The 23,051-nt window shown below is 40.8% G+C and carries 30 protein-coding genes, 1 pseudogene and 1 riboswitch; of the genes and pseudogenes, 3 read left to right on the top strand and 28 right to left on the bottom strand.

The window, feature by feature from the left end; genetic code table 11:
• Window positions 1-38: 38 nt before the first annotated feature.
• The 10 genes from ccsB to AB1K80_RS13045 form a co-directional block, all read right to left on the bottom strand.
• Window positions 39-1,217, bottom strand: coding sequence for a c-type cytochrome biogenesis protein CcsB (gene ccsB / locus AB1K80_RS13000; protein ID WP_412857071.1), 1,179 nt, complete (start codon window positions 1,215-1,217; stop codon window positions 39-41).
• Complete coding sequence (locus AB1K80_RS13005) at window positions 1,204-2,880, bottom strand: cytochrome c biogenesis protein ResB (protein ID WP_412857072.1); 1,677 nt, start codon at window positions 2,878-2,880, stop codon at window positions 1,204-1,206. The genes ccsB and AB1K80_RS13005 overlap by 14 nt, the downstream gene beginning before the upstream one ends.
• Window position 2,881: 1 nt before the next feature.
• Window positions 2,882-3,412 (bottom strand): thiol-disulfide oxidoreductase ResA, encoded by a 531-nt coding sequence (gene resA / locus AB1K80_RS13010; protein ID WP_412857074.1) that lies wholly within the window; start codon window positions 3,410-3,412, stop codon window positions 2,882-2,884.
• Between the two features lie 89 nt (window positions 3,413-3,501).
• Window positions 3,502-4,236, bottom strand: a complete 735-nt coding sequence (gene rluB / locus AB1K80_RS13015) for a 23S rRNA pseudouridine(2605) synthase RluB (protein WP_412857075.1) — start codon at window positions 4,234-4,236, stop codon at window positions 3,502-3,504.
• Between the two features lie 125 nt (window positions 4,237-4,361).
• Entirely contained in the window at window positions 4,362-4,898 is a 537-nt protein-coding gene (locus AB1K80_RS13020; protein WP_412857076.1) for a spore maturation protein, read from the bottom strand.
• 4 nt (window positions 4,899-4,902) lie between these two features.
• Window positions 4,903-5,490 (bottom strand): nucleoside recognition domain-containing protein, encoded by a 588-nt coding sequence (locus AB1K80_RS13025; protein WP_412857077.1) that lies wholly within the window; start codon window positions 5,488-5,490, stop codon window positions 4,903-4,905.
• Entirely contained in the window at window positions 5,478-6,629 is a 1,152-nt protein-coding gene (locus tag AB1K80_RS13030; RefSeq protein WP_412857078.1) for a D-alanyl-D-alanine carboxypeptidase family protein, read from the bottom strand. Before AB1K80_RS13030 ends, AB1K80_RS13025 begins: the two co-directional genes overlap by 13 nt.
• A 113-nt stretch (window positions 6,630-6,742) precedes the next feature.
• Complete coding sequence (locus AB1K80_RS13035; protein WP_412857080.1) at window positions 6,743-7,222, bottom strand: DUF3907 family protein; 480 nt, start codon at window positions 7,220-7,222, stop codon at window positions 6,743-6,745.
• Between the two features lie 88 nt (window positions 7,223-7,310).
• Window positions 7,311-7,904 (bottom strand): SMC-Scp complex subunit ScpB, encoded by a 594-nt coding sequence (gene scpB / locus AB1K80_RS13040; protein ID WP_412857082.1) that lies wholly within the window; start codon window positions 7,902-7,904, stop codon window positions 7,311-7,313.
• Window positions 7,894-8,652 (bottom strand): segregation/condensation protein A, encoded by a 759-nt coding sequence (locus tag AB1K80_RS13045; protein ID WP_412857147.1) that lies wholly within the window; start codon window positions 8,650-8,652, stop codon window positions 7,894-7,896. Before AB1K80_RS13045 ends, scpB begins: the two co-directional genes overlap by 11 nt.
• Before the next feature lie 209 nt (window positions 8,653-8,861).
• Between AB1K80_RS13045 and AB1K80_RS13050 the strand changes: the two genes are divergently transcribed.
• Both AB1K80_RS13050 and AB1K80_RS13055 read left to right on the top strand, forming a co-directional pair.
• Window positions 8,862-8,954: a YjcZ family sporulation protein gene (locus AB1K80_RS13050; protein WP_412857084.1), complete on the top strand. Its 93-nt coding sequence runs from the start codon at window positions 8,862-8,864 to the stop codon at window positions 8,952-8,954.
• Window positions 8,955-9,045: 91 nt separating this feature from the next.
• A complete protein-coding gene (locus tag AB1K80_RS13055) occupies window positions 9,046-9,570 on the top strand; it encodes a DUF309 domain-containing protein (RefSeq protein ID WP_412857086.1) in 525 nt (174 codons plus the stop codon).
• Between the two features lie 24 nt (window positions 9,571-9,594).
• Here AB1K80_RS13055 and AB1K80_RS13060 read toward each other — a convergent pair whose 3' ends face one another.
• From AB1K80_RS13060 to AB1K80_RS13090, 7 genes and pseudogenes are all read right to left on the bottom strand, one after another.
• Entirely contained in the window at window positions 9,595-9,948 is a 354-nt protein-coding gene (locus AB1K80_RS13060) for a GNAT family N-acetyltransferase (protein WP_412857087.1), read from the bottom strand.
• Between the two features lie 120 nt (window positions 9,949-10,068).
• Window positions 10,069-10,533: a 6,7-dimethyl-8-ribityllumazine synthase gene (gene ribE, locus AB1K80_RS13065; RefSeq protein WP_412857089.1), complete on the bottom strand. Its 465-nt coding sequence runs from the start codon at window positions 10,531-10,533 to the stop codon at window positions 10,069-10,071.
• 34 nt (window positions 10,534-10,567) lie between these two features.
• Window positions 10,568-11,182, bottom strand: a pseudogene (gene ribB / locus AB1K80_RS13070) (3,4-dihydroxy-2-butanone-4-phosphate synthase); the annotation flags it as partial.
• 11 nt (window positions 11,183-11,193) lie between these two features.
• Window positions 11,194-11,844 (bottom strand): riboflavin synthase, encoded by a 651-nt coding sequence (ribE, locus tag AB1K80_RS13075; RefSeq protein ID WP_412857090.1) that lies wholly within the window; start codon window positions 11,842-11,844, stop codon window positions 11,194-11,196.
• A 253-nt stretch (window positions 11,845-12,097) separates the two neighbouring features.
• Window positions 12,098-12,239: riboswitch (FMN riboswitch) on the bottom strand.
• Between the two features lie 115 nt (window positions 12,240-12,354).
• On the bottom strand, window positions 12,355-12,699 hold the full coding sequence (locus tag AB1K80_RS13080; protein ID WP_412857091.1) for a hypothetical protein: 345 nt from the start codon (window positions 12,697-12,699) through the stop codon (window positions 12,355-12,357).
• A gap of 234 nt (window positions 12,700-12,933) precedes the next feature.
• Window positions 12,934-13,170 carry a DUF2164 domain-containing protein gene (locus AB1K80_RS13085; protein WP_412857093.1) on the bottom strand — a complete coding sequence of 79 codons (237 nt, stop codon included), beginning with the start codon at window positions 13,168-13,170 and terminating at the stop codon, window positions 12,934-12,936.
• Between the two features lie 137 nt (window positions 13,171-13,307).
• Window positions 13,308-13,745, bottom strand: a complete 438-nt coding sequence (locus tag AB1K80_RS13090) for a peptidylprolyl isomerase (protein WP_412857094.1) — start codon at window positions 13,743-13,745, stop codon at window positions 13,308-13,310.
• A gap of 282 nt (window positions 13,746-14,027) precedes the next feature.
• On the opposite strand from AB1K80_RS13090, the gene AB1K80_RS13095 reads away from it, so the two are divergent.
• Window positions 14,028-14,912, top strand: coding sequence for a DUF1002 domain-containing protein (locus AB1K80_RS13095; protein WP_412857096.1), 885 nt, complete (start codon window positions 14,028-14,030; stop codon window positions 14,910-14,912).
• A 41-nt stretch (window positions 14,913-14,953) separates the two neighbouring features.
• Here AB1K80_RS13095 and lysA read toward each other — a convergent pair whose 3' ends face one another.
• The 11 genes from lysA to spoIIAA all read right to left on the bottom strand — a co-directional run bounded on the left by lysA (window position 14,954) and on the right by spoIIAA (window position 23,000).
• Complete coding sequence (gene lysA / locus AB1K80_RS13100) at window positions 14,954-16,279, bottom strand: diaminopimelate decarboxylase (protein ID WP_412857098.1); 1,326 nt, start codon at window positions 16,277-16,279, stop codon at window positions 14,954-14,956.
• 115 nt (window positions 16,280-16,394) lie between these two features.
• Window positions 16,395-17,867, bottom strand: coding sequence for a spore germination protein (locus AB1K80_RS13105; RefSeq protein WP_412857100.1), 1,473 nt, complete (start codon window positions 17,865-17,867; stop codon window positions 16,395-16,397).
• Window positions 17,821-18,429, bottom strand: a complete 609-nt coding sequence (locus tag AB1K80_RS13110) for a stage V sporulation protein AE (RefSeq protein WP_412857101.1) — start codon at window positions 18,427-18,429, stop codon at window positions 17,821-17,823. Before AB1K80_RS13110 ends, AB1K80_RS13105 begins: the two co-directional genes overlap by 47 nt.
• A 6-nt stretch (window positions 18,430-18,435) precedes the next feature.
• Window positions 18,436-18,786, bottom strand: coding sequence for a stage V sporulation protein AE (gene spoVAE, locus AB1K80_RS13115; RefSeq protein ID WP_412857102.1), 351 nt, complete (start codon window positions 18,784-18,786; stop codon window positions 18,436-18,438).
• The gene (gene spoVAD / locus AB1K80_RS13120) at window positions 18,786-19,802 is read right to left on the bottom strand and encodes a stage V sporulation protein AD (protein WP_412857103.1); all 1,017 of its coding nucleotides are present in this window, start codon (window positions 19,800-19,802) and stop codon (window positions 18,786-18,788) included. The genes spoVAE and spoVAD overlap by 1 nt, the downstream gene beginning before the upstream one ends.
• A gap of 12 nt (window positions 19,803-19,814) precedes the next feature.
• Window positions 19,815-20,267: a stage V sporulation protein AC gene (gene spoVAC / locus AB1K80_RS13125; RefSeq protein ID WP_412857105.1), complete on the bottom strand. Its 453-nt coding sequence runs from the start codon at window positions 20,265-20,267 to the stop codon at window positions 19,815-19,817.
• A gap of 21 nt (window positions 20,268-20,288) precedes the next feature.
• Complete coding sequence (locus tag AB1K80_RS13130; RefSeq protein WP_412857106.1) at window positions 20,289-20,705, bottom strand: stage V sporulation protein AB; 417 nt, start codon at window positions 20,703-20,705, stop codon at window positions 20,289-20,291.
• The gene (locus AB1K80_RS13135) at window positions 20,695-21,315 is read right to left on the bottom strand and encodes a stage V sporulation protein AA (RefSeq protein WP_412857108.1); all 621 of its coding nucleotides are present in this window, start codon (window positions 21,313-21,315) and stop codon (window positions 20,695-20,697) included. The genes AB1K80_RS13130 and AB1K80_RS13135 overlap by 11 nt, the downstream gene beginning before the upstream one ends.
• Before the next feature lie 114 nt (window positions 21,316-21,429).
• Window positions 21,430-22,197: an RNA polymerase sporulation sigma factor SigF gene (sigF, locus tag AB1K80_RS13140; RefSeq protein ID WP_412857110.1), complete on the bottom strand. Its 768-nt coding sequence runs from the start codon at window positions 22,195-22,197 to the stop codon at window positions 21,430-21,432.
• 12 nt (window positions 22,198-22,209) lie between these two features.
• Window positions 22,210-22,650: an anti-sigma F factor gene (spoIIAB, locus tag AB1K80_RS13145; RefSeq protein WP_412857112.1), complete on the bottom strand. Its 441-nt coding sequence runs from the start codon at window positions 22,648-22,650 to the stop codon at window positions 22,210-22,212.
• The gene (gene spoIIAA / locus AB1K80_RS13150; protein WP_412857114.1) at window positions 22,647-23,000 is read right to left on the bottom strand and encodes an anti-sigma F factor antagonist; all 354 of its coding nucleotides are present in this window, start codon (window positions 22,998-23,000) and stop codon (window positions 22,647-22,649) included. The genes spoIIAB and spoIIAA overlap by 4 nt, the downstream gene beginning before the upstream one ends.
• Window positions 23,001-23,051: the final 51 nt, after the last annotated feature.

The raw sequence follows: 23,051 nt of genomic DNA on the forward strand, positions 1-23,051 counted from the left end.
AGCCGAATAGAATCATAAAGTTTGGCCTTTCTCGTTGATTAAGCGTAGGAATGAAGCCCCGCAATCACAAGATTGACAAAAATGAGATTAAATATAATAATGGCAAACCCAATCACTGCCAGCCATGCAGATTTTTCACCATGCCATCCTCGGGATAATCGTAGGTGAAGATAGGCAGCGTAAAAGAGAAATGTAATGAGTGCCCATACTTCCTTCGGATCCCAGCCCCAAAATCTCGTCCATGCTTTTTGTGCCCAGATCATGGCGAAGATCAGTCCACCTAGTGCAAATACAGGGAATCCAATTGAAACCGCCCTGTACCCAATTTCATCCACTAAATCAAGATTGACCTGTTTGACAAATGGCTGTAGGAGAGCACTTAGTCTTTTTCGTATCATTAATCTGATGACCCCATATAACACAAGTCCGACTCCAAATGACCATAGAACAGTATTGACTTTTCTGCCAGAAAAAACAGGCGGTAAATCAACGAAAGGTTCTAGGCGATCGGCTGTGACGAGCTCCCCTTTATGAGGACCGACAAGGGCAGGCAGTTCGTAAACCATGACGCTTTCTTTTTCATTTTTATCTACCCAATTAAACTTCGCTTCATAACCAGAGATTCTGAAGGTAGAAGTGACCGCAATAAATGCAATGGTGACAACAATCATAAACATCACGAGCTCTAAACTGAACGTCTTTTTCCCCGGCTTTGTTTGATCAACATGCTTTAATAGAAAAATGACGCCTGCAACAAAACTAATGGCTAAAATGGCCTGACCAAGCGCTGCTGTGATCACATGAATATAGAGCCAGTTGCTTTGTAAAGAAGGAATGAGCGGTGAAATATCGGATGGAAACATGCTTGCATATGCAATAATCAATAGCGCTATCGGTAACGTGAATAAACCGAGTACTGACACTTGATAAACAAAATATAAAATAATAAATGCAAGCACAAGCATCATTCCAAAGGCAGTGGTGAATTCAAATAAATTACTCACTGGTGCATGACCTGATGCGATCCATCTTGATATGAAATATCCAAGCTGACTCAAGAAACCAACAATGGTGAGTACAATTCCAATACGTGCCGCCTTATTATGACGTGGGCCACTCTCTGTCTTTTTCCCTTTAATTGCCCCTCCAAAAAAAGGCACTGCCGCTAAATATAATAGAAAAGCTGCAAATAACAAATTTTCACTAACTGCCGCCATCTAACCCCTCCCCCTTACTTTTACTGACACTGATCGTATCAGGCAGTTCTTTTTGATCTAGTGGTTGTTTAATGCCACTGTCTTTCAATATCACGTTTAGATCAGACTTTAACCCGAACCAGTTCTTGTTTGTATGTCCTGCAACAAACACTTTGTCATCTTTGATCGACACCCAAATTCTTCTATGCTGCCAGTACATCCCCTGTACGACCCCAATCATAAAAATGATTCCACCAATGATTAAAATCCCTAGTGTTAAATCCTTTCTAACAGTCAATCCAGTGACATTTTTGGTTTCAACGCGTTCAAATTTCATCTTATAGAGGTTGTTATCAGACCCCTCAACTGTCTCTTGAATGGCGACAAAGCTTTTTTCACCCTTTGGTTTTTCAGGGGAAATCATCTCAAATACGAAAGCAGGATTATTCGGATTCCTCGTCTTCGTACTCGGTACGCCCTCTTCATCAAAATAAAAATCAGGCAAATAACTGATCACTTTCACTTTGTAACCGCTACCAAGATCATATTCTGATTGAGGCTCCAGCAGATTAATCTCCACTGTTCCGAAAGACTTTTCTGTATCTTTCCGGATCAGCTGAAAGACCATTTGATCGAGTTCATTTTGTTTAAAATCGACTTGATATAATGAAAAATTGTCAAACTGGAGCGGTTCGTTTACTTTAATATCATGTTCTGTTACTTGCTTCAGTTTCGGCTTTTCACCAAAAACGACTTCTCCTTCACGTTTGTATAAAATGGCATCGGTTGTGTAGCTTTTGACCACTTGACCGTCTCCAGCTTTTTCGATGGCATTTTCAAACACTTGTTTTTCATTATCTGATTCATATCGATCAATTGTGAATTGATTATTTTTCAAAAAATATTGGCCGTCTGTGCCTGGAATCGGAGCGGTTTCTCCTTCTCTCACCCAGAGTGTTTCATCCACATACATGCCTGGAACAAAACGGAGCATTGAGCCAATTAGAAAAATAATTAATCCGATGTGATTGACGTATGGTCCCCAACGGGAAAAACGCCCTTTTTCAGCTAAAATATGTCCATCTTCTTCTCTTACTCGATAACGCTTTCGTTTCATTGCGCTTACGATGCCTTCATATGTATGCTCTTCTAATGTTTGCTCTGTCTCGCTGAAAAGACGTTGCCTTCTCATAAACCCTTCTTTTTTCACAACACCTTGATTTTTCAATGCTCGATAAAGTGGAATCACTCGGTCAAGACTACAAATCACAAGAGAAATTCCGATTGATGCCACAAGTGCTAAGAACCACCAAGAATTATATAGATCATGGAATCCAAGAGTGAAATAAAGCTTACCAAACGATCCATATTGCTCTTCGTAGTAGGTTGAAGCAGAGGCACCTGGAGGGATAAATCGCTCTTGCGGAAAAATAGTTCCTAGTGAGGAAGCGAAAAGTGTGATGACAATGAGCCAAACACCGACTTTAACGGAAGAAAAAAAGTTCCATACTTTATCAACAATTGTTTTGTTATATGTTTGCGAGCGTCTCGCACTGCCGTCATATCTCATATCTAACAGTTTAGAAGAGTTCTTCTCTTTTGCCGCTATTGGGTTGCCACACGATTCACATAGAACTGTACCGATTGGATTAATGTGTCCACACTCGCACTTTACTTCTTTCATTCTATAACCCCTTTGGTTTGATCAAATTCATATATTCATAGACATCACGTTCTGTCATGGTTCCCTTTATGACTTTGATGACCTTGCCTTCAGGATTGATTAAAAATGTGGTTGGCAATGGCTTAATATCATATGCCTCTGTGACTTGCCGATCTTTATCCATGGCAACAGGAAAATTCACGCCATAGGAATCCATAAAATTCTTCACAGCAATATTTGATTCTCCAACATTCACTGCGACGATTTCGACACCGCGATCCTTAAATGCATTGTACTGATTTGCCATATAGGGAAATTCTTGTTTACACGGACCACACCAAGTACCCCAAAAATTGAGAAAGACGCCTTTGCCTTTTAAGTCCTTTAATTCAATCTTTTCCCCATCGACCGATTGCAGGACAAAATTAGGTGCAATGGAACCTTCTTTGATCCGATCCTGTTTCGCAAATACTGAGTTATACATCGTATAACCTAATGCCGCAAGCATCACGAGGAGAATGCCCGTCCGTATGAAAAATCGTCTTTTCTTCATTTGAAGTACCCCTTCCCATAGACATTCAGGTAAATTATAGCATTCTCCGCCAGTTGATGCTTCTTCACTTTTTGAAGTTTATGTGAAAATTAGAAAGCACTTTTTCCATGATCTGCAATGGCTCTTAAACGCTTCACTTCATGTGGTGATAATTCTCTGCGTTCTCCTGGTCGCATTCCTTCAATATGAAGAAAGGCATATTGTTCTCTTTTAAGTTTTAATACATCATGACCAATTGCTTCAAACATGCGTCTCACCTGTCTGTTTCTGCCTTCATGAATGGTTAATTGGACAATACACGTTTGCTTTCGCTTATCAATCGAAAGAATTTTGGCACGAGCAGGTGCCGTTTTTTTATGATCTAACAAGATGCCTTTTTCTAGCTTTCTCAATAATTCCTTTGAAGGAATTCCTTTTAACTTTGCTGCATATGTTTTATCAATTTCAAACTTCGGATGCATCAGCTTATGTGCAAATTCACCATCATTTGTAATTAAGATTAAACCGCTCGTATCATAATCTAAACGACCAATTGGATAAAGTCGTTGCGGGACGTCATCAAAGAAATCCGTCACCACTTTACGCCCTTTATCATCTTCTGCTGCGGAAATGACTCCACGTGGTTTATATAACATGAAATAAACCGGTTCTTCTCTTTCTAGCTTTAATCCGTTGACTTCAATTTTATCTGAAGAGCCTACTTTCACACCTAGCTCTGTGACTGTTTGTCCATTAACGGTAACTCGTCCTTCTTTAATTAATTCTTCAGCCTTCCGTCGTGATGCGACACCGGCATGTGCAATTACTTTCTGTAAACGTTCCATTTGTCTTTCACCTCATTCACTATCTTACTTTGTTGGCTTAAAACACACAAGCATTCGTGAAAAAATAAAGGTTCATCTCCTTCAAAAGTTCTTTTCGACTCAGAAAACACAAAAAAAGCACCTCTTTAGGCGCCATAAAATAATAAACTCACGATGATCACAGAAGCAATAACCCCAATCAAGTCTGCTAACAACCCTACTTTCAACGCATCGCCCATTTTTTTAATCCCAACTGCTCCGAAATAGACCGTTAAAATGTAGAGGGTGGTGTCTGTTGACCCTTGCATGACGGCAGCGAGTTGTCCAATAAAAGAATCAGGTCCGTATGTCGCAATGAGATCTGATGTCATCCCAAGTGCAGCCGTTCCTGAAATAGGCCGGATAAAGGCAAGCGGGACAACTTCTGGCGGAAACCCAATCGCAGTAAACACTGGTTTTAACAATCCCATCACAAAGTCAAGCGCACCTGAAGCGCGAAAAACGGTGATGGCCACGAGCATCCCAACTAAATATGGAATGATGGAAAAGGCAATTTGAATTCCCTCTTTCCCGCCTTCTACAAATGATTCATATGTTGGTACCTTTTTGATTGTTCCTGCAATGAGTATGCCTGCGATGATCAGTGGAATCAAAGCAAGTGACAGCCAGTTCATCATTGCCACAAGATCACCCCCGTTTACTTCTACGATAATGGAAATAGCGATCAATCAGAATCGCACCGATACCTGAAATAAGAGTGGCCAATATCGTTGGTCCCACAATATCTGTTGGGGTATGTGCCCCATATGTCATTCTTATTGCAATGACCGTAGTCGGCACAAGCGTGATGGACGAGGTGTTGACCGCTAAAAACGTAATCATCGAGCGACTCGCCTCATTTTTCCCTCCATTAAGTGTCTTCATCTGCTCCATCGCCTTAATCCCAAGTGGTGTGGCAGCATTCCCGAGACCAAAGAAATTCGCCATAAGATTGGATAAAATATACCCCATCGCCGGATGATCTGGGGGTATATCCGGGAATAGCTTTGAAATAAATGGACGACATATTTTACTAAAGAATCTTAAAAGCCCTGCATCTTCGGCGATTTTCATCAGCCCTAACCAAAAAACAAGGACACTGATAAGACCAATTGAGATTGTCACCGCTTCCTTTGATCCTTTAAACACTGCTTCATTTACTTCTTGCATCGTTCCATTTATCATGGCGTATACAAGACCACATACAGTGAGAAACACCCATATTAGATTGACCATGAAGAGCCGCCTATCGAAGTCTGAAAAACAGATTGAAACATTTCCCGAAAGGTCTTTTGAGGCATGGATTGGCGCTGATTTTCATAAAAAATCGGCACTTGCTCGATGACCCGATCCTCTAACAAAAACGTCATTTGACCGACCACATCCGGAATCACTTCAGCGTTTTTTTTCCACTTCTTCTCAGGTGTAAGCATTTCCGTTTCAATTTTGACTTGTTTTTTCTCTTCCTCATTTAACAAATAGTCCACATCACGCTTGATAAACGCTTTTTTTTCGTAAAAAGTCCCTTTTAAAGAGTCAAGCCTTCCCTTTTCAGCAAGGACATATGTTTTATAATGGGTAAATGCATATTCAAACATTGAGATGTGATCATCCCAATCATCGGGGGCATTGATCGTGACAGCAATTAAATCGGTTCCATTTTTGGCAGCTGTTGAGACTAGTGTACGTTTTGCTAGCTTTGTATACCCCGTTTTCCCTCCAGTCGAATATGAATATAAGCCAGTTAATAGTTTGTTTTTATTTTTCCAATAGCCTTCGATTGTCTTTGCTTTATAGAAAGTGGTGCCGGCAATTTTTTGATATTGCGGATGCTCCATGGCGTATTTTGTTAATATCGCCATGTCATAGGCAGACGAATAATGGTCTTTATGGTCATCTAGCCCATGAGGATTTTGAAAATTTGTATTCTCCATTCCAAGCTCAGACGCCTTTTGATTCATCATAAAAATAAATCCTTCTAAGCTACCGCCAACATGTTCTGCAATGGCAACAGCCGCATCATTTCCAGAACGCAGCATGAGTCCGTATGTCAAATCTTCTAAACTCACCTTTTGTCCTTCTTTTAAGTAAATGGACGAACCTTCCGCTTGCGTTGCACGTTTTGAGACTCTGACAGTGTCTTTCATTTTCCCAGATTCAATCGCTAAGACCGCTGTCATAATCTTTGTGATGCTAGCGATTCTTCTTTTCTCATGCTCGTCCTTCCCAAATAAAACCCTGCCTGAATGCCCATCTATTAATATGGCGCTTCTTGCACTCACCGATAGTGATTGGTTGGCTTGTACCTGTGTGGAAAATGGCAGTAAGAGTGTAAATAGAAGAAGGACTGCTGTTCCAATTTTTAAAAAGGGCATATTCATTCACGTCCTTGTCCGTTTTGTACAAGTGTATGCACGGCATAAAAAGTTATGATGCCTTCACCCATAAAAAAAGCACCTCTCCAATGAGAGGTGCTTCCATTTCATGATTACATCATGTTCATTTGTTGTTGAGAAGTTGTAAATTCCAGCTCTTCTCTCATCGTTAAAAAGTCTTTTTCTAATAAAGAAAACAATCGTTTTATATCAGCCGATACCTCATGGTGGAATACAATGCTATTTTTCCCTGTATAGGCTGACCGACTATCTTCATACCATGTATCCAGTGTCGGAGCAAAAAATTCTTCCACACATTGATGATAAATACGGTAAAGAGTTTGCTGTGCAGCTTCTTGCGGAAAAGTATGCTGTTGCATCATTTTATGACAAACTGCTGCTGCATCCTCGCTATACACCGCGAGCTTCCGTAATGTACTCAATATGTCACAATAATAGGATTCCGCATCGGGATTTAAACGTTTCAAGCTAGATAAGGTCGCTTCGTTTAGATAGTCATTCAGTTCTGTTGAAACCTTCCTTAAAAAAATACCTACTTGATCTACTTGAGCCTTCACATTCACACGTGTCATTTGTATCGTATTTACCTTCCCCTCATGACCTTGTCACCGTTTTATCTTACATAGTAACATTTTATCATACAATTTTCCTTATTATGAACTATTTTACCTCTTCAAATGTTTGATTGAAGTTTTCAAAAAATAAATCGGCCTCTTCTTGCACCCCTTCCGCTTCCACATGTTCGGGTAGCGGTGGCAATTCATCTAGGGCCTTTAAGCCGAATTGCTCTAAAAAGGTAGGTGTCGTGCCGTAAAGAATGGCTCGTCCAGGGCCATCAGCCCGCCCAACTTCGCACAGTAACGCTTTGGCAACTAAGCTATGAAGCACGCGCTCTGATTTGACACCTCTTATCTCCTCTACTTCAGCACGTGTAATCGGCTGTTTATAGGAAACGATCGCCAGTACCTCAAGCGCTGCCTGTGACAAACCTTTTGAAGGTGTCTCGACTAGTTTTTTTAAGTAAACGCTAAACTCTTTTTTTGTGTGCAGCATATATGAATCTGCATATTCGATCAACTCGATGCCTCGTTCTTCTTTTTGATATTCTTCCTTTACAGCAGACATAATGTCAAGCAATGCTTCCTCATCTACTTCAAGAACAGACATGAGCTGTTTTCTTGTTAAGCCTTCATCTCCTGCTGCGAAGAGCAGTGCCTCTATAATGGCTTTCCAATTCACGATATCAAGCGTCATGAATCGTTTCACTCCCTATAATATAAATGTCTTCAAAGTTTCCTTCCTGTTCTAGAATAATTTGATGACTTTTCATCAGTTCAAGAACAGCAAGAAACGTCACGACAAGGTGTTCCTTTTGATCATGTTGAAATAGAGTCATGAAATTGGTCCGCTGTTTCGTTTGTCTTAAATGGCTCATAATCTCATTCATTTTGTCTTCGATCGGGATTTCTTGTCTCGTAATCTTCGATGGTGCTGGTTTCATTATTTTTTTTCGGTTTAAGACCTTTTGGAACGCACCTAACATATCATACACGGTCACATGTAAATTCGTGTCCTTCGGATCTGCTTCTTTGGCAAATTCACTTAAATCACTTGGTGGTTTCGTAAAGGCATTTTGCCGCTTTTCTTCTCGTTCCTTTAGTTCTTCGGCGGCAGTTTTATACTTGCGGTATTCAATCAATTTTTCAATCAGTTCATCACGAGGATCCTCTTCCTCTTCGAACAGCTCTTCATCAAAAAGGTCTTCCTCTTGTTTCGGAAGAAGCATTTTACTTTTAATACTCAGGAGAGTAGCAGCCATCACTAAGTATTCACTCGCTACATCTAGCTCAAGCTCCCTCATCGTATGGACATATAATAAATACTGTTCCGTAATTTTAGCGACGGGAATATCATAAATATCTATTTCCAAACGGTTAATTAAGTGTAAGAGCAAGTCCAATGGACCCTCAAATGAATCTATTTTCACCTGATATTCCAGCATTCTTTTCTCACCATTTCTACTGTCTTCTAAGTACCGTTTCACCGGCTACCCTTTAGTATAAGACACGACAAAGCTCTCGTCCAATATAATTTAGATCACCATCTACTGAACAATTGAAGAAAAACAGGGGATTCGCCCATACCATTAAATACAGTGATACATAGAATACAACTGTAATCAGAACTGATGAAAAAGGAGGCCGTATCATTATGGGAGATGGCTATTACTTCGGCGGAGGATTTGCGCTTATTGTTGTGCTGTTCATCTTGCTTATCATCGTTGGCGCGGCTTGGATTTATTAAAGAAACAGGGCGTCCTTTCTATGTAAGGGGCGCTCTTTCTTCTTTTCTTTTCAGTATGTTAGACTGATGAGTGGAAAAGGAGATGACGACTTTGTATCCTAAATCATATTTGGCTTTTTTACATGAATTTCATACAACAAGGGATTATTTCGAGTGTCATGAAATTCTTGAAGAATATTGGAAAGAAGATCCACCTGGGCAACGTAAGGCGTACTGGGTAGGTTTCATACAGCTTGCTGTCGCACTTTACCATCAAAGACGGGGAAATCATCAAGGAGCGAAACGGCTTATCTCAAATAGCCTTCGCCTATTAGAAACAGACCGGACCATCTTATCGAAGCTAGGTCTCGATGATCAAGCGTTCATCCAGCTCCTTCGAACATTAAAAAAGAAAATGATTGAAGACATGCCCTATGAGAGTGTGATGCTTCCGATCAACGATCAAGCACTCCTATCTCAATGCATCGAAATGGCGCAAAAGGAAGGTCTTACCTTCGGGAAGGAAAGTAATTTAGACCACACATTTTTACTTGAAAAGCATCGACTTCGGGACCGGACCGATGTATTGCTTGAACGTGAAAGACAAATCGAACGTAAAAAAAGCAGAGGCAAATAACCTCTGCTTTTACATGTGTGATATTTAATTTGTTTCACTATGACACTTATGAAAGAAGCCTTGCGTTAATTCATTCGGAATGAGTGTTTTCGTTTTGAATACTTCTTCTACGGCTAAAACCATTTCCTTGCCGATTCCTTGGTCTCGATGGGATGGATTCACACTAATATGCTCGATTTGTACTTGGTCGTCTGTGTGTAACACACCAATGGCACCTACGATATCATCGCCATCTTTCCAAAGGAACAACTGTCGATCTTCATCCATTTCATACGATTTCATCGTTTGCTGAAGGTGTTTGACGTCCTTCTCACCCGGCACAAAGGACAGGAGTCCCATAGCAATTTTCTCAAAAGACCTCTTGTAACGAATTAACATATATACCCCTCAATATTGAAATTGTGCTTTTTTCTAGCAAATATCATGCGCGATTCATTTGCACATGCACATCACACATTATAAACATTTTCATGCAGTTTTTAAACTCTTTTCATGAAATTAACGGAACGTTCGATTTAAGTTGGCCATTTCAATGGCAGCAGCTGCCGATTCACTGCCTTTGTTTCCAGCCTTGGTTCCTGCTCTTTCAATGGCTTGTTCAATTGATTCTGTTGTCAGTATACCAAAGATAATTGGTACCCCTGTTGAGAGCGCGCTTTGGGCAATTCCTTTCGCCGCTTCATTGCAAACATAATCATAATGAGTGGTTGCACCACGAATGACTGTTCCAAGTGTAATGACGGCGTCGTATTTTTTTGTTTCTGCTAGTTTTTTTGCCATATAAGGGATTTCAAATGCACCTGGCACCCACACGACATCGATGTCATCTCCATTTGCACCATGTCTTAGCAATGTATCTTCTGCTCCATCTAATAACTTACTCGTAATAAAATCATTAAATCTAGCGACCACGATCGCGAATTTTAGACCTTCTGCTACTACATGACCTTGTATTGTATTCATATGTTTATCATCCTTTTTTGTGAGTTTATTTTGTTTCAATCGTCGTTGTTTGATTGTTTAAATATGTCTGCAATGCTTCAATCGTCAGCATCTTTAAATCATGTTTTCTTTGAATCTCCTTTAGGTCAGGTACACGTGCCATTGTTCCATCCAAATTCATAATTTCACATATGACACCCGCAGGATATGAACCTGCCAGTTTCGCAAGATCAACGGCTGCTTCAGTATGACCTGGTCTTTCTAGTACCCCGCCTTCTTTCGCGATGAGTGGAAAGACGTGACCCGGTCGAGCAAAATCTTCTGGTTTTGTGTGTTGATTTAACATGGCCAAGATCGTGGTGGATCGCTCAAAAGCACTGATTCCAGTTGTTGTTGATGTATGATCAATGCTCACTGTAAATTCTGTATGGTGTGCATCCGTATTTCGCTCGACCATTGGATGTAGGTTCAGATGCTTGGCAATCGACGCATGAACCGGTGTGCAAATGAGACCTCTTCCATGGACAGCCATGAAATTAATGACGTCCGGCGTTGCATGCTCAGCAAGCGCCACAAAGTCTCCCTCATTTTCTCTATCTTCATCATCAATGACGATAATGATTTCTCCTTGTTTTAGGGCATTTACTGCCTCATCAACTGAATGGTACATACAATCGCCTCCTAAAATCCGTGCTCTCTTAAAAATGATGGGGTCAATCGGGATGGCTCGTTTTCGCCTTGCTCTTTTGTGATAAAGCGATAAATATATTTACCGATCATGTCACATTCGATATTCACGATTTGCCCGATGGACTTAGTCGGGAAAATGGTTCCTTCAAGCGTATGAGGAATGATCGAGACTGTGACGTGTGAATCACGCAAATCGAAAATGGTCAAGCTGACACCATCTATTGCAATTGATCCTTTTTGTGTGAGCATATCTGTAAGGCTCTTGTCCATCTTTAAATCATAGTAAATGGCATTACTTTTCTTTTCTATTCGGGTAATCAAAGCCGTTCCATCGACGTGGCCTGATACAAAATGGCCACCGAATCGTCCATTTGAAGACATGGCTCGTTCAAGATTGACTGAGCTTCCTGATTTTAAGTCAAAAAGTGAAGTGGATGACACCGTCTCTGGCATGACATCTGCAGCGAACTGTTCTTTTGTAAAACTTGTCACTGTGAGACATACCCCATTGATTGCAATACTGTCACCAAGATGAACATCTTCAAGCACACGGCTACATTTGATGACAATTTCCATGGCATCTGACGCTTTCTTCCTTAATGACTGGACTGTGCCTACTTCTTCAATAATTCCCGTAAACATGTGATCCTCCCTTTCTTTCTCATTTGTATTTCTCACTTCATGAAAAGCGATGTTAGGGACATGTGATCGATTGAGCACCTTCGTCGCTTTTTATGGTCCATACAAGGTAGATAAGGGATCACCTACTCATGACTGCATGTTGTCACTGCTTGCTTTAAACATACAGAAAGCCCCGGAAAACATTCCGGGGCTTTGGTTTTTTTGCATTAGAAATAAAGCTATGTTTGGTAAAAATTTTTCATTCATAGCCTTCTTTATCCTTCTCCCATCCAGACTTTCACTGTCGGCTTCAGCTTTTCACTGAATCAACCGTTAATAAATTAACGGGTCACGGGCTGTAAAGCATACGCTTTATTACCGTCGGTCGGGATTTTCACCCTGCCCCGAAGGATAACAATCGATATTTAGCTGTCCTTAGGGGGTATTATAGCGATCATCGTTCACAATTGCAACAATCAAAATTTGTCTCTCGTATCACAAAAAAAGGCCCCTTTTAGGAAAGAAGACCTGTTATTTTACGATTTTCACCACTTTTATAAGACCATCAATTCTTTTTTCATTACTAAAGTATGCTTTAATTCGATCGCCTTTCTTTAAATCGGACACATCATCTTCAAATTTCTTTCCATTAAAAATGATTTTTGTTCCATTTTCGGCTTGACCGTAATATTCTTCTCCATCAATTTTCGTAATGGTATATTCATAGATTGTATAATCTTTATCATTATTTGTTAAACTTTCACCAATAGCAGTTGGTACATCTTCAATTTTCAACCCATTCATGTAAAGATAACCTGTACCTAAACAAAGCAATAAGACTAACAAAATGGCTATTTTCAATTTAATTTTCCCCATATTTAGAACCTCCATGATCATCACTTCGCTATTTGTATGTTTTATTCCTTATCTCGCTGAAATAAAACCAAAAAAGCAGTTTTTCATTAATGGTCACTTATATAACGATTCAGACGGACCATTGGTTTCCGCCTTTTTATCATGACACATGATACGAATGTGCGTTCTTTATTAAGGGGGTTTTCTGCGTTTTTCTTTTTATGACATGACACTTGAATAAAAGATGCTTTTCTCTTAACCTCTTTTTTCAAGTGCAAACAAATCTTCTTCTAAGGCTTGTGCTCGTTGGACGGCTATGTCTCGACTGTCGCGCACCCCTTGATTATAATAGTACATTCCAAGGTGTTGTGTGATAAAAGCCAATACTTCACTTGCCGCAATCTCTCCAATGATTTCTTCTCTTTCGTTTGCAAAAAAACGTTGAATTTCGTCAATCATTTGTCTCTTTTCTTCTGTTGTAAATGATTTCATCTTGCACACCTGCTTTCTTTTTCTTAATTCCCAATCACACGAAAATGACGAATATATGTTCTATTATACCATAATTCATGTCTATTTAGAGAATTGATTCCATAAAAAAACACCGCAATCGCGGTGTTCTCTTTTCATTATGCGTCAACAACTTCGACTTTTTCCATGCCTTGACCTTGTTGCATATCAAGAACAGCTTCAATACCTGATGTCACTTTTCCAAAAACAGTGTGAACACCATTTAGATGAGGTTGTGGGTCATGTACGATAAAGAATTGGCTTCCACCAGTGTCTTTACCAGCATGCGCCATTGACAATGAACCTCTTTCATGTTGATGAGGGTTTCCTTCTGTTTCACATTTAATTGTGTAACCAGGACCTCCCGTACCATTTCCGTTTGGATCGCCACCTTGGCTGACAAAGCCAGGGATTACGCGATGGAATGTTAATCCGTCATAAAAACCTTCATTCGCTAGTTTTTCAAAGTTTGCGACAGTACCAGGTGCAGCCTCTGGGTATAGTTCAAACTCAATTTTCTTCCCATTTGTTAATTGTATGTATCCTTTTTTCGCCATTTTTCACAATCTCCTTTCAGGTTAAACAACGCTCATTATAGCACATTTACGATGTTGTTAAACATCCCCTATTTCTTGATTGTTATTTACCTCTTCCTCCATCATTGATAAAATGAAAGAACCAGCTACTTTTTCCCTACGTATTTGGATCAAAACAGTTTCGAAAAAGAAAGTTGAAACGTCAGACGGTTTTGTTACGTCTAAATAATGGAGTACGCCAACATGTGCTCATAGATCAGTTTCTCTTAAATGAGGAACGCTTTCGACTTGAAGGAGGTCAACATGTTTAAAAAAACAATGCTTGGAATGATGGCAGCACTCCTTTTCCTAATTGGTGCGCCTAAAGTCAGCTTAGCAGATGCAGCTGTCGGCGATGTCATCGTTACACTCGGGCAAGACTTAACACCGGCTGATCGCCAGAAGGTGCTTAACGAGTTAAATCCACCTGAACATGCGACAAAAATTGAAGTGACCAATAAAGAAGAGCATGAATATTTAGGAAAGTATATCCCGCGTGCTGATATTGGAACGAGGGCATTATCCTCTTCATCTATCACAATCGAAAAATCAGGTACTGGGCTCACAGTAGATACTCATAACATTAAGACCATTACAGACGAAATGTATCTGAATGCGTTAATGACAGCTGGGGTCAAGGATGCAAAAGTGTCCGTGACTGCCCCATTTGAAGTATCTGGTACAGCAGCACTTACTGGTTTATTAAAAGCTTATGAAGTGTCAAGCGACAAAGCCATTCCTGAAGATGTGAAACAAGTGGCGAACGAAGAGCTTGTGACAACATCTAAATTGGGTGACTCTATCGGAAATGACAATGCATCTGCCCTGATTGCAAAAATCAAAGATGACATTGCGAAAAACGGTGTTCCTAAAACAACGAAAGAAGTAGAAGAAAAAGTGGATCAAGCTGCTTCTGATTTGAACTTAAACTTGACGCAAGAGCAGAAAGATCAACTCGTTTCTCTTTTCGATAAAATGAAGAACATCAACATTGACTGGAAAGAAGTAGGAAGTCAGATTGATAAAGCGAAAGACAAGATTACGAATTTCATAGAATCGGACGAAGGGAAAAATCTTCTGCAAAAGATTTGGGATTTCTTAGTCTCCATTTGGAATGCGATTTTGTCAGTTTTCACTGGTGGTCAATAAATCAATAAAACGAAAGCTGCCTGATGATCAGGCAGCTTTTTTTATGTTGATGATTTTACTTTTGATTGGTAAGGTAAATCAAGTTTTACAATATCCTCATATGTCTCTCTCTCAACAACAAGCTGGGCTTCGCCATCTTCTACAAACACAACCGCTGGACGCGGGATGCGGTTATAGTTGTTGGACATGCTGTAGCCATAAGCACCTGTGCAAAAGACTGCTAACAAATCACCTTGCGATAAGTCTGGCAGGTCAATGTCCCAAATCAGCATATCCCCGCTTTCACAGCATTTTCCAGCAATTGAAACGGTTTGATCGTGATTTTGTCCCATTTTATTGGCACTTGCCGCTTCATATTTTGCTTGATATAAAGCCGGACGAATGTTATCACTCATTCCCCCATCAATGGCCACATAATCCCGAATCCCAGGCACATGTTTTGAAGAGCCAATCGTATAAAGGGTCGTCCCTGCATCACCTACAAGCGAGCGACCTGGCTCAATCCAAATTTCTGGCATGTCAAAAGCGTAACGGTTGACGTTGGCTTTGACCGCTTGGATGATTTTTTCGACATATTCGGTTGCAGGAAGTGGTTCATCATCAGCCGTATAACGGATTCCAAAGCCACCACCTAAATTTAACACAGTTGAAATAAAACCAAATGAATCTCTCCATTCATCTAGCTTCATAAAAATCTTATCTGCCGCTAGAACAAACCCAGCCGTATCAAAGATTTGGGAGCCAATATGGCAATGAACGCCTAATAGCTCAATGACCTCTGACCCAAGCACTTGCTTTACGGCTTCGTCAGCTTGTCCATTATGCAAATCAAATCCGAATTTTGAATCTTCTTGCCCCGTTGTAATGTAATCGTGCGTATGTGCTTCCACACCTGGTGTAATACGAAGCAACACTTTTACACGTTTTGATAAATCTTGACCAAGCTGTTCAATGAGCTTGATTTCATAGAAGTTATCGACCACAATACAGCCGATGCCATATTCTAATGCCATTTTTAATTCTTCTCTGCTTTTATTGTTGCCATGAAAATGAATCTTCTCTACAGGGAATCCGGCACAAATAGCTGTGTGGAGCTCTCCTCCAGACACAACATCAAGTGATAAACCTTCTTCTTTCGCGAGCTGAAACATTGCAATGGAAGAAAATGCTTTACTCGCATATGCAACTTGTGCTTTTAGTCCTTCTTCGATGAATGCTTTTTGAAAGCTTTTTGCGCGCTCCCGTATTAAAGCCACATCATATACGTAAAGTGGTGTTCCATACGTTTCCGCTAGAGTAACGGCATCAACACCACCAATTTCTAAATGTCCGAGTTCATTTTGTCTGCAAGTGCCGTGTAAATACAATGTCATACCCTCTTTCCACGCCTCGGCTGAAAAAAGACAGCTTCAATAGCTGTCTTTTGCCGTTTCTCAAAGTTAAGCATACAATATCACAATCTTCAGCCAGTTTCAATGAAGGTTATGAATTTGGCGGAATTTTTGATCTGTTTTGAGGGTGAACTATACTTGGTCTCACTTTTGAGCCAGGGACAGACGTCCGAATGAGCACTTGCCACAACGCCTTCCCATTAAAAGGAATGAACGGCCACATATAAGGTGTCTGTAATGAACGAATGGAAGTTAAGAAAATGATTAACAACGTGAAACCTATGATAAGTCCATTCAGTTTAAAGATTGCCACTAGCCCTAATAAGAGCAATCGAACGATTTTATTCGCGATACTCAATTCATAACTTGGTGTTGTAAATGTGCCTATCGCTGCGAGTGAGACGTACAAAATAACTTCAGGTGTAAATAAACCGACATCGATCGCAATCTGTCCAATTAATACAGCTGCAATCAAGCCCATTGCGGTCGATAGTGCGGTTGGCGTATGAATGGCCGCCATCCTGAGGAATTCGACCCCAATGTCGGCAAGAAACACTTGGAGAATGACAGGAATTTGTGAAGGCTTATTCAGTCCAATAAAACTTAAATTGTCCGGTAACAGATTTGGTTCTAGCACAAACAGAAACCAAACGGGCAATAAGAAGGTGGAGCACATGATCCCTAAAAACCGGACCCATCTTAAAAAAGTACCAACTGATGGTGCTTGCCGGTATTCCTCTGCATGCTGAACATGATGAAAAATAGTGGTCGGTGTGATAATGACACTAGGGGATGTATCGGTGATGATGATGACATGCCCCTCTAAAATATGGTTAGCCGCCACATCTGGCCTTTCTGTATACCGGACAAGCGGAAAAGGATTATACGCTTGCTTAATGATAAATTCTTCGATTGTTTTGTCGGACATCGTCAGGCCATCTACTTTAATTGCTGATACTTCTTTTTCAATAATGTCGACAAGGTCTGGGTCTGCAATATCTTCAATGTAGCAAACACATACATCGGCTTTTGAGCGTTCTCCCACTTTAAGCATTTTGTAGCGCAGTTTTTCATCTCTCACTCGTCTTCTAATTAATGCTGTATTGACGATAATATTCTCAACAAATCCATCTCTTGCACCTCTGACGACCTTTTCTGTATCCGGCTCTTCTGGCGTTCTACCGGGATAGCTTCTGACGTCAATGATGAGTGCATAGTTTTCTCCTTCTACCACGACTGCGACTAGACCAGAAAGTACTTGATCCACAGCTTCATCCAATGTTTCCACTTTTGAGACTTGCTGATTGATCAGACGGTTTTCTACAACACGAGCCATGTCATCTGATTCGGGTTCGTTGTCGTTGATTTCAACCAATTCTTTTAATAGAAAGATGATAAATTGCGTATCACATAAGCCATTGACATAGTACAGCTGAATTTCTTGATCATGAATATAGATTTTCCGAACACCTAGGTCAAAGCTGAGCCCCATTCCGACATTTTCTTTGAAGTAATCTTCATTTTTCTTCGGGTCTCGGAACACGTTTACCTTCTCTTTGTTCATGGAATCCGCTCCTTTCTAAAATTAGTTCGACTGCCTTCATTGTGATAGGTGATCCCTTGCTCAGATCATCTTTTCGCCCCATCTTACCAATATCTCCAATTCCTACAACAAACGGAAGTTGAAGTGAATCGAGACAATAGACCGTATCCCCACTCATCTTATGAGGTTCAAGCTCTGGGAGTCCGTGTTTGTCCACACCGTATTCCGTTAATTCACCTTCTCGATCAATCGAGACATCCACCTTTGTCCATTCGGCTTGATGCGTTTTAGATGCGACTGCAATCGCTCCGATCACTTCAATGTCACGGTGACGTGCCACATATTTCATGGCAGCTTCTCCCGTTCCTTCACCTGTCAGACCGGAATCGTCGAACATAACAAATACAGGATCATATGGCGTCTTTAAAATCATCTGTACTAGTTCAGGACCTGTCCGTTTACTTGGATTTCCTTTTGAGCTTGAAATGCACCTCCCGCCTACCTTTTTGGCGGCAAGTTCAATGGTTTTGGCAGCGTATATATCTCCATCTGTCACTAAAATGACCTTCCGTTTTCGCCCCATATCTCGCTATCCTTTCGGTTTGAATATCAATGCGATAATAAATGAAAATAAAATCGCAGCTGATATTCCAGCAGAGGTTAATTCGAAAATGCCGATCCCGATGCCAATAAATCCATGAACATCTGCTTGATGCATCGCTCCATGCAGCAAACTATGTCCAAAACTAACAATTGGCACCGTCGCACCAGCTCCAGCAAATTCAATAAATTTATCATAAATACCGAATCCATCTAAAATGGTTCCAGCCACAACAAAGGTTGTCATGACATGTGCAGGTGTGAGTTTCATGACATCTAATAACAGCTGGCCAACGACACAAATGAGGCCTCCTGCAACAAAAGCGATGAGATATTCCATTAGCCTTCTCCTCCTGCACGCTCAAATACGACACCATGTGCAATGGTTGGGATGGTTTCTTTTTGCTGAACCATCATTGGGCTAAGAAGTGCTCCTGTTGCCACGACTAATACTCGTTTCCATTTGCCTGCTTTCATTTCATGGAAAATATGACTAAAGGTGACGACAGCTGAACAAGCACAGCCACTTCCTCCAGCAAACACATTTTGATCTGGTGTATAAATAATTAAACCGCAATCATCGTGTTTTCGGCCGAGCTGAATGCCGTCTTCTTTCAAAAGATCCTTTAAGATTGGAGAACCAATCCCAGATAAATCACCAGTTAAAATGAGATCATAATCATCAACAGTCCGACCCAAATCTTCCAGGTGCTGCTTGATCGTGTCTGCCGCAGCAGGCGCCATAGCCGATCCCATATCAAATGGGTCTGTAATGCCAAGATCCATGACTCGCCCTACCGTTGCACTTGTAATTTGAATTTGAGATGGCTCCTCGCTGATGATGACAGCCCCGCTTCCTGTCACTGTGCTTGTCGCTGTATCTGGTTTTTGTCCGCCGTATTCTGTTGGATTTCGGAATTGACGTTCTGCTGTCGCATTATGGCTGCTTGTGGCAGCAATTGCTCTTTTTGCAAAGCCACCATCTACGAGTGCTGATGCGATTGCGATGGATTCCATTGATGTGGAGCAAGCCCCAAAAAGACATAAAAATGGGATTTTCAGTTCTCTTGCTACATAATTAGCGGTGACGTTTTGATTCAGTAAATCACCAGCAAGCAAAAGATCGATATCGCTTTTTTGTAAATTCGCTTTTGAAAGGGCAATTGAAATCGCATCATTCATCAGCTGTCTTTCTGCCATTTCCCAGTTTTTTTGATCACAGTGCATTTCATCGTATGTTTTATCGATCAATTGACCAATCGGGCCTTCTTTTTCTTTCGGTCCTGCAGCCGTGCCTTCTGCATTTACATAAAGTTGATGCTCAAAAACCCAAGATTGCTTTCCTGTTAATTTCACGTTTCATTCCTCCTACGAAAACATCTTTTCGATGATGTATCGAATGATCCCTACGACATATGCCGAAACGACCCCAAAGACGATCACGTTCCCAGCAAGTTTAAACATATTCGTGGCAACACCTAAAACGAGTCCTTCACTTCTATGTTCAAGAGCAGCACTTGTCATGCTATTTGCAAATCCTGTGACAGGGACAGCCGATCCTGCTCCAGCAAATTGTCCAATTTTATCGTAAATGCCAATCCCAGTTAAAATAGAAGAAATTAAAATGAGGGTGGCAACAGTCGGATTGCCCGCCGTCTTTTCATTAAAGTCAAAAAAGTGAATATAAAAGTTTTGTAACCCTTCTCCTATAACACAAATGAAGCCACCAACGAGAAACGCCTTCACGCAGTTGAGTAGATAAGGAGGTTTAGGCTGATACGTTTTTACTTTAGATGGATAATTCTGCTTTAAACTTGACACGTGTAGTTCCCTCCAAAATGATTAAATGTAAATAAGCCAGTGAAATAGTGAGCCGAATACCTTACCTAAAACGATGGCCATGAGCAATAACACAATTTTCCCGTCCAAGCCAATTCTTTTTGTTAAGATCGGAAGGACATTTAGAACTTCAGTCAACGCTGCTGCAAGCATTCCAACAAAGATGCCCGACAAAAGACCGATTGGAAGCGTGAGCCATTTTGATAAGTGGGCATGCACATGGTGTAACGTAGCCCACCCGCCAACAGCTGCACCACATATCACCGCCGCTTCATATCCTTGTATGTAATGCTGCGTTTTGGTCAATTGCATAAGACGAGGAATAATCCCGAGCACCGTTAGAAACGCCACAAATCCTGCCCCAACAGTCAAACCACCACCAAGCCCAACAAGCATCACAAAAAGCCATTTACCGATCATGGATATCTTTCAGTGTTTCTTTATTTTCATTGAGTGCGACATAATGATCGAGATCGAGTTGATATTTAAACATTTCCACTTCGAGCGGACTCGGTTCTTCATTTAAACGCTTTTTGAATACATGATTGAAAAATAAAATCATGCCCAATCCTAGACCAAAGCTATAAGGAATTTGCAATAAATAAGGATGCTCGACGGTTTGTCCTGTGATCATTTCATATAGGCGAATATGAACAAGCCGCATACTGACGTCCTCGTGAAAATTCATAATCGCAAGGGCTGCTCCGACAAATAAAAGGAGCCACACAAAAACAAATAACACAGGAGATAGTTGACGTTTGCCTGTCTCAATTTCAACAATGACCTCAGATCCTCCGACGGTTTGAATGTCGATGTCTTCCCACGATTTTTTGATCATTTTGACGACGTGTATCATGTCCAGCACCACGATGTGCCGATCTTTTTTGCTGACATGGTACACTGGCAGCTTCGTAAGCTTTTGTACTGTCGACTCTGGACCCGTGATTTGGGCGATATCCTTTAAATAAATAAGCTGATCATTACCGGTCTTAATACGATGGCGCAGCCGAATAAAGATTTGTCCGTCCATCCAAGTCACTTCCTATACGATGGGTTAAAAATAGTATGTGGTGAAAAATGGTTCTCATACCGACAGAACTTGATTTACCGGTAATTACCACACAAAAAAAGCTAGCCGAATTGGCTAGCCGTCTTTTTGATCCATCTGCATTTGAATTTGTTTTAAAATTTTCTTTTCAAGCCTTGAGACTTGTACTTGTGAAATCCCTAGACGTTCGGCTACTTCAGATTGCGTTTGATCTTTATAATAACGCAAGTACACAATCAGTTTTTCCCGCTCTTCTAGTTCTTTGATTGCTTCTTTTAACGCAATTTTATCAAACCATCTTTCTTCTGAATGATCGGCAATTTGATCAAGTAATGTGATCGGGTCTCCGTCATTTTCGTAGACGGTTTCATGTATGGAAGATGGAGAACGGACGGCTTCTTGGGCGAGGACGACATCTTCTGGTGTGATATCAAGATAATCTGCGATTTCCTGTACAGTTGGCATTCTTCCATGAGATTTGGATAATTCATCTCTAGCCCGTCTAATTTTATTCCCTAATTCCTTTAAAGATCGGCTCACTTTCACTGTTCCATCATCCCGGATAAACCGCTGAATTTCTCCAATGATCATTGGGACGGCATATGTTGAAAACTTGACATCATACGACAAATCAAACTTATCAACAGATTTTAATAGACCGATACACCCAATTTGAAACAGATCATCAGGCTCATAGCCTCTATTTAAAAAGCGCTGAACGACGGACCAAACAAGACGCATGTTTTTTTCTACGAGGAGGTCTCTTGCTTGTTGATCTCCGTCTTGGCTTTTTTTAATGAGGCTTTTAACTTCATCGTTTGACAGCTGTGCCTTTTTCGCTTGTTTTTTTACCTCCACATCCATATGTGCAGCTCCTTAATTACAAAGCGCTTTGCTTTTTGATAGGTGCTTTGTTAAACGAATGGTTGTGCCCATTTCTGGAGATGAGTCTACCAAGACATCATCCATAAAATTCTCCATGATTGTAAAGCCCATTCCAGAGCGCTCTAAATCTGGTTTTGTTGTAAAAAGCGGCTGTCTCGCTTCATCCAGATCTGTGATTCCCATCCCTTCGTCGCGGATGGTGAGGTACACAATATGATCATCTAATGTGACACTAATATGCACCTTCCCATCAGGATTTCCATCATAGCCGTGAATAATGGAGTTCGTCACAGCCTCTGAGACAACCGTTTTTATTTCTGTTAATTCATCTAATGTTGGATCAAGCTGGGCAATGAATGCCGCCACTGTCACCCTTGCAAAGGATTCATTTTGACTCAAAGCAGAGAAAGTCAGGTTCATTTCATTTGTCATGATGCCACCCCCAATGTTTGTAGCGCTGTTTGCTCTGAAGGTTCCATTCGGATAATTTTAAACAAGCCAGACATGTCAAATAACCTGTTTACCGCTGGTGAGATCGCACAGACGACCATTTCTCCACCAAGCTGCTTAATTTGTTTGTATCTCCCTAAAATGACACCGAGGCCAGAGCTGTCCATAAACGATAAATCAGCCAAATTCAACACGATATGGCGAATGTCCTGTGTTTCCAAATAATTCGTCACCTTTTGTCTCAATGTTTCTGCGGAATGATGATCGAGCTCTCCAGTCAACCGAATACAAAGCACACGCTGCTTTACTTGAAAATCAATACTAAGGCTCATCTTTTTCTTCCTCCTTGCTCTAATTTCGGATAAAGAGTGTTTCTCTTTCAC

Source organism: Bacillus sp. 179-C3.3 HS (genome assembly GCF_047229225.1).
Classification (GTDB): domain Bacteria; phylum Bacillota; class Bacilli; order Bacillales; family Bacillaceae; genus Bacillus.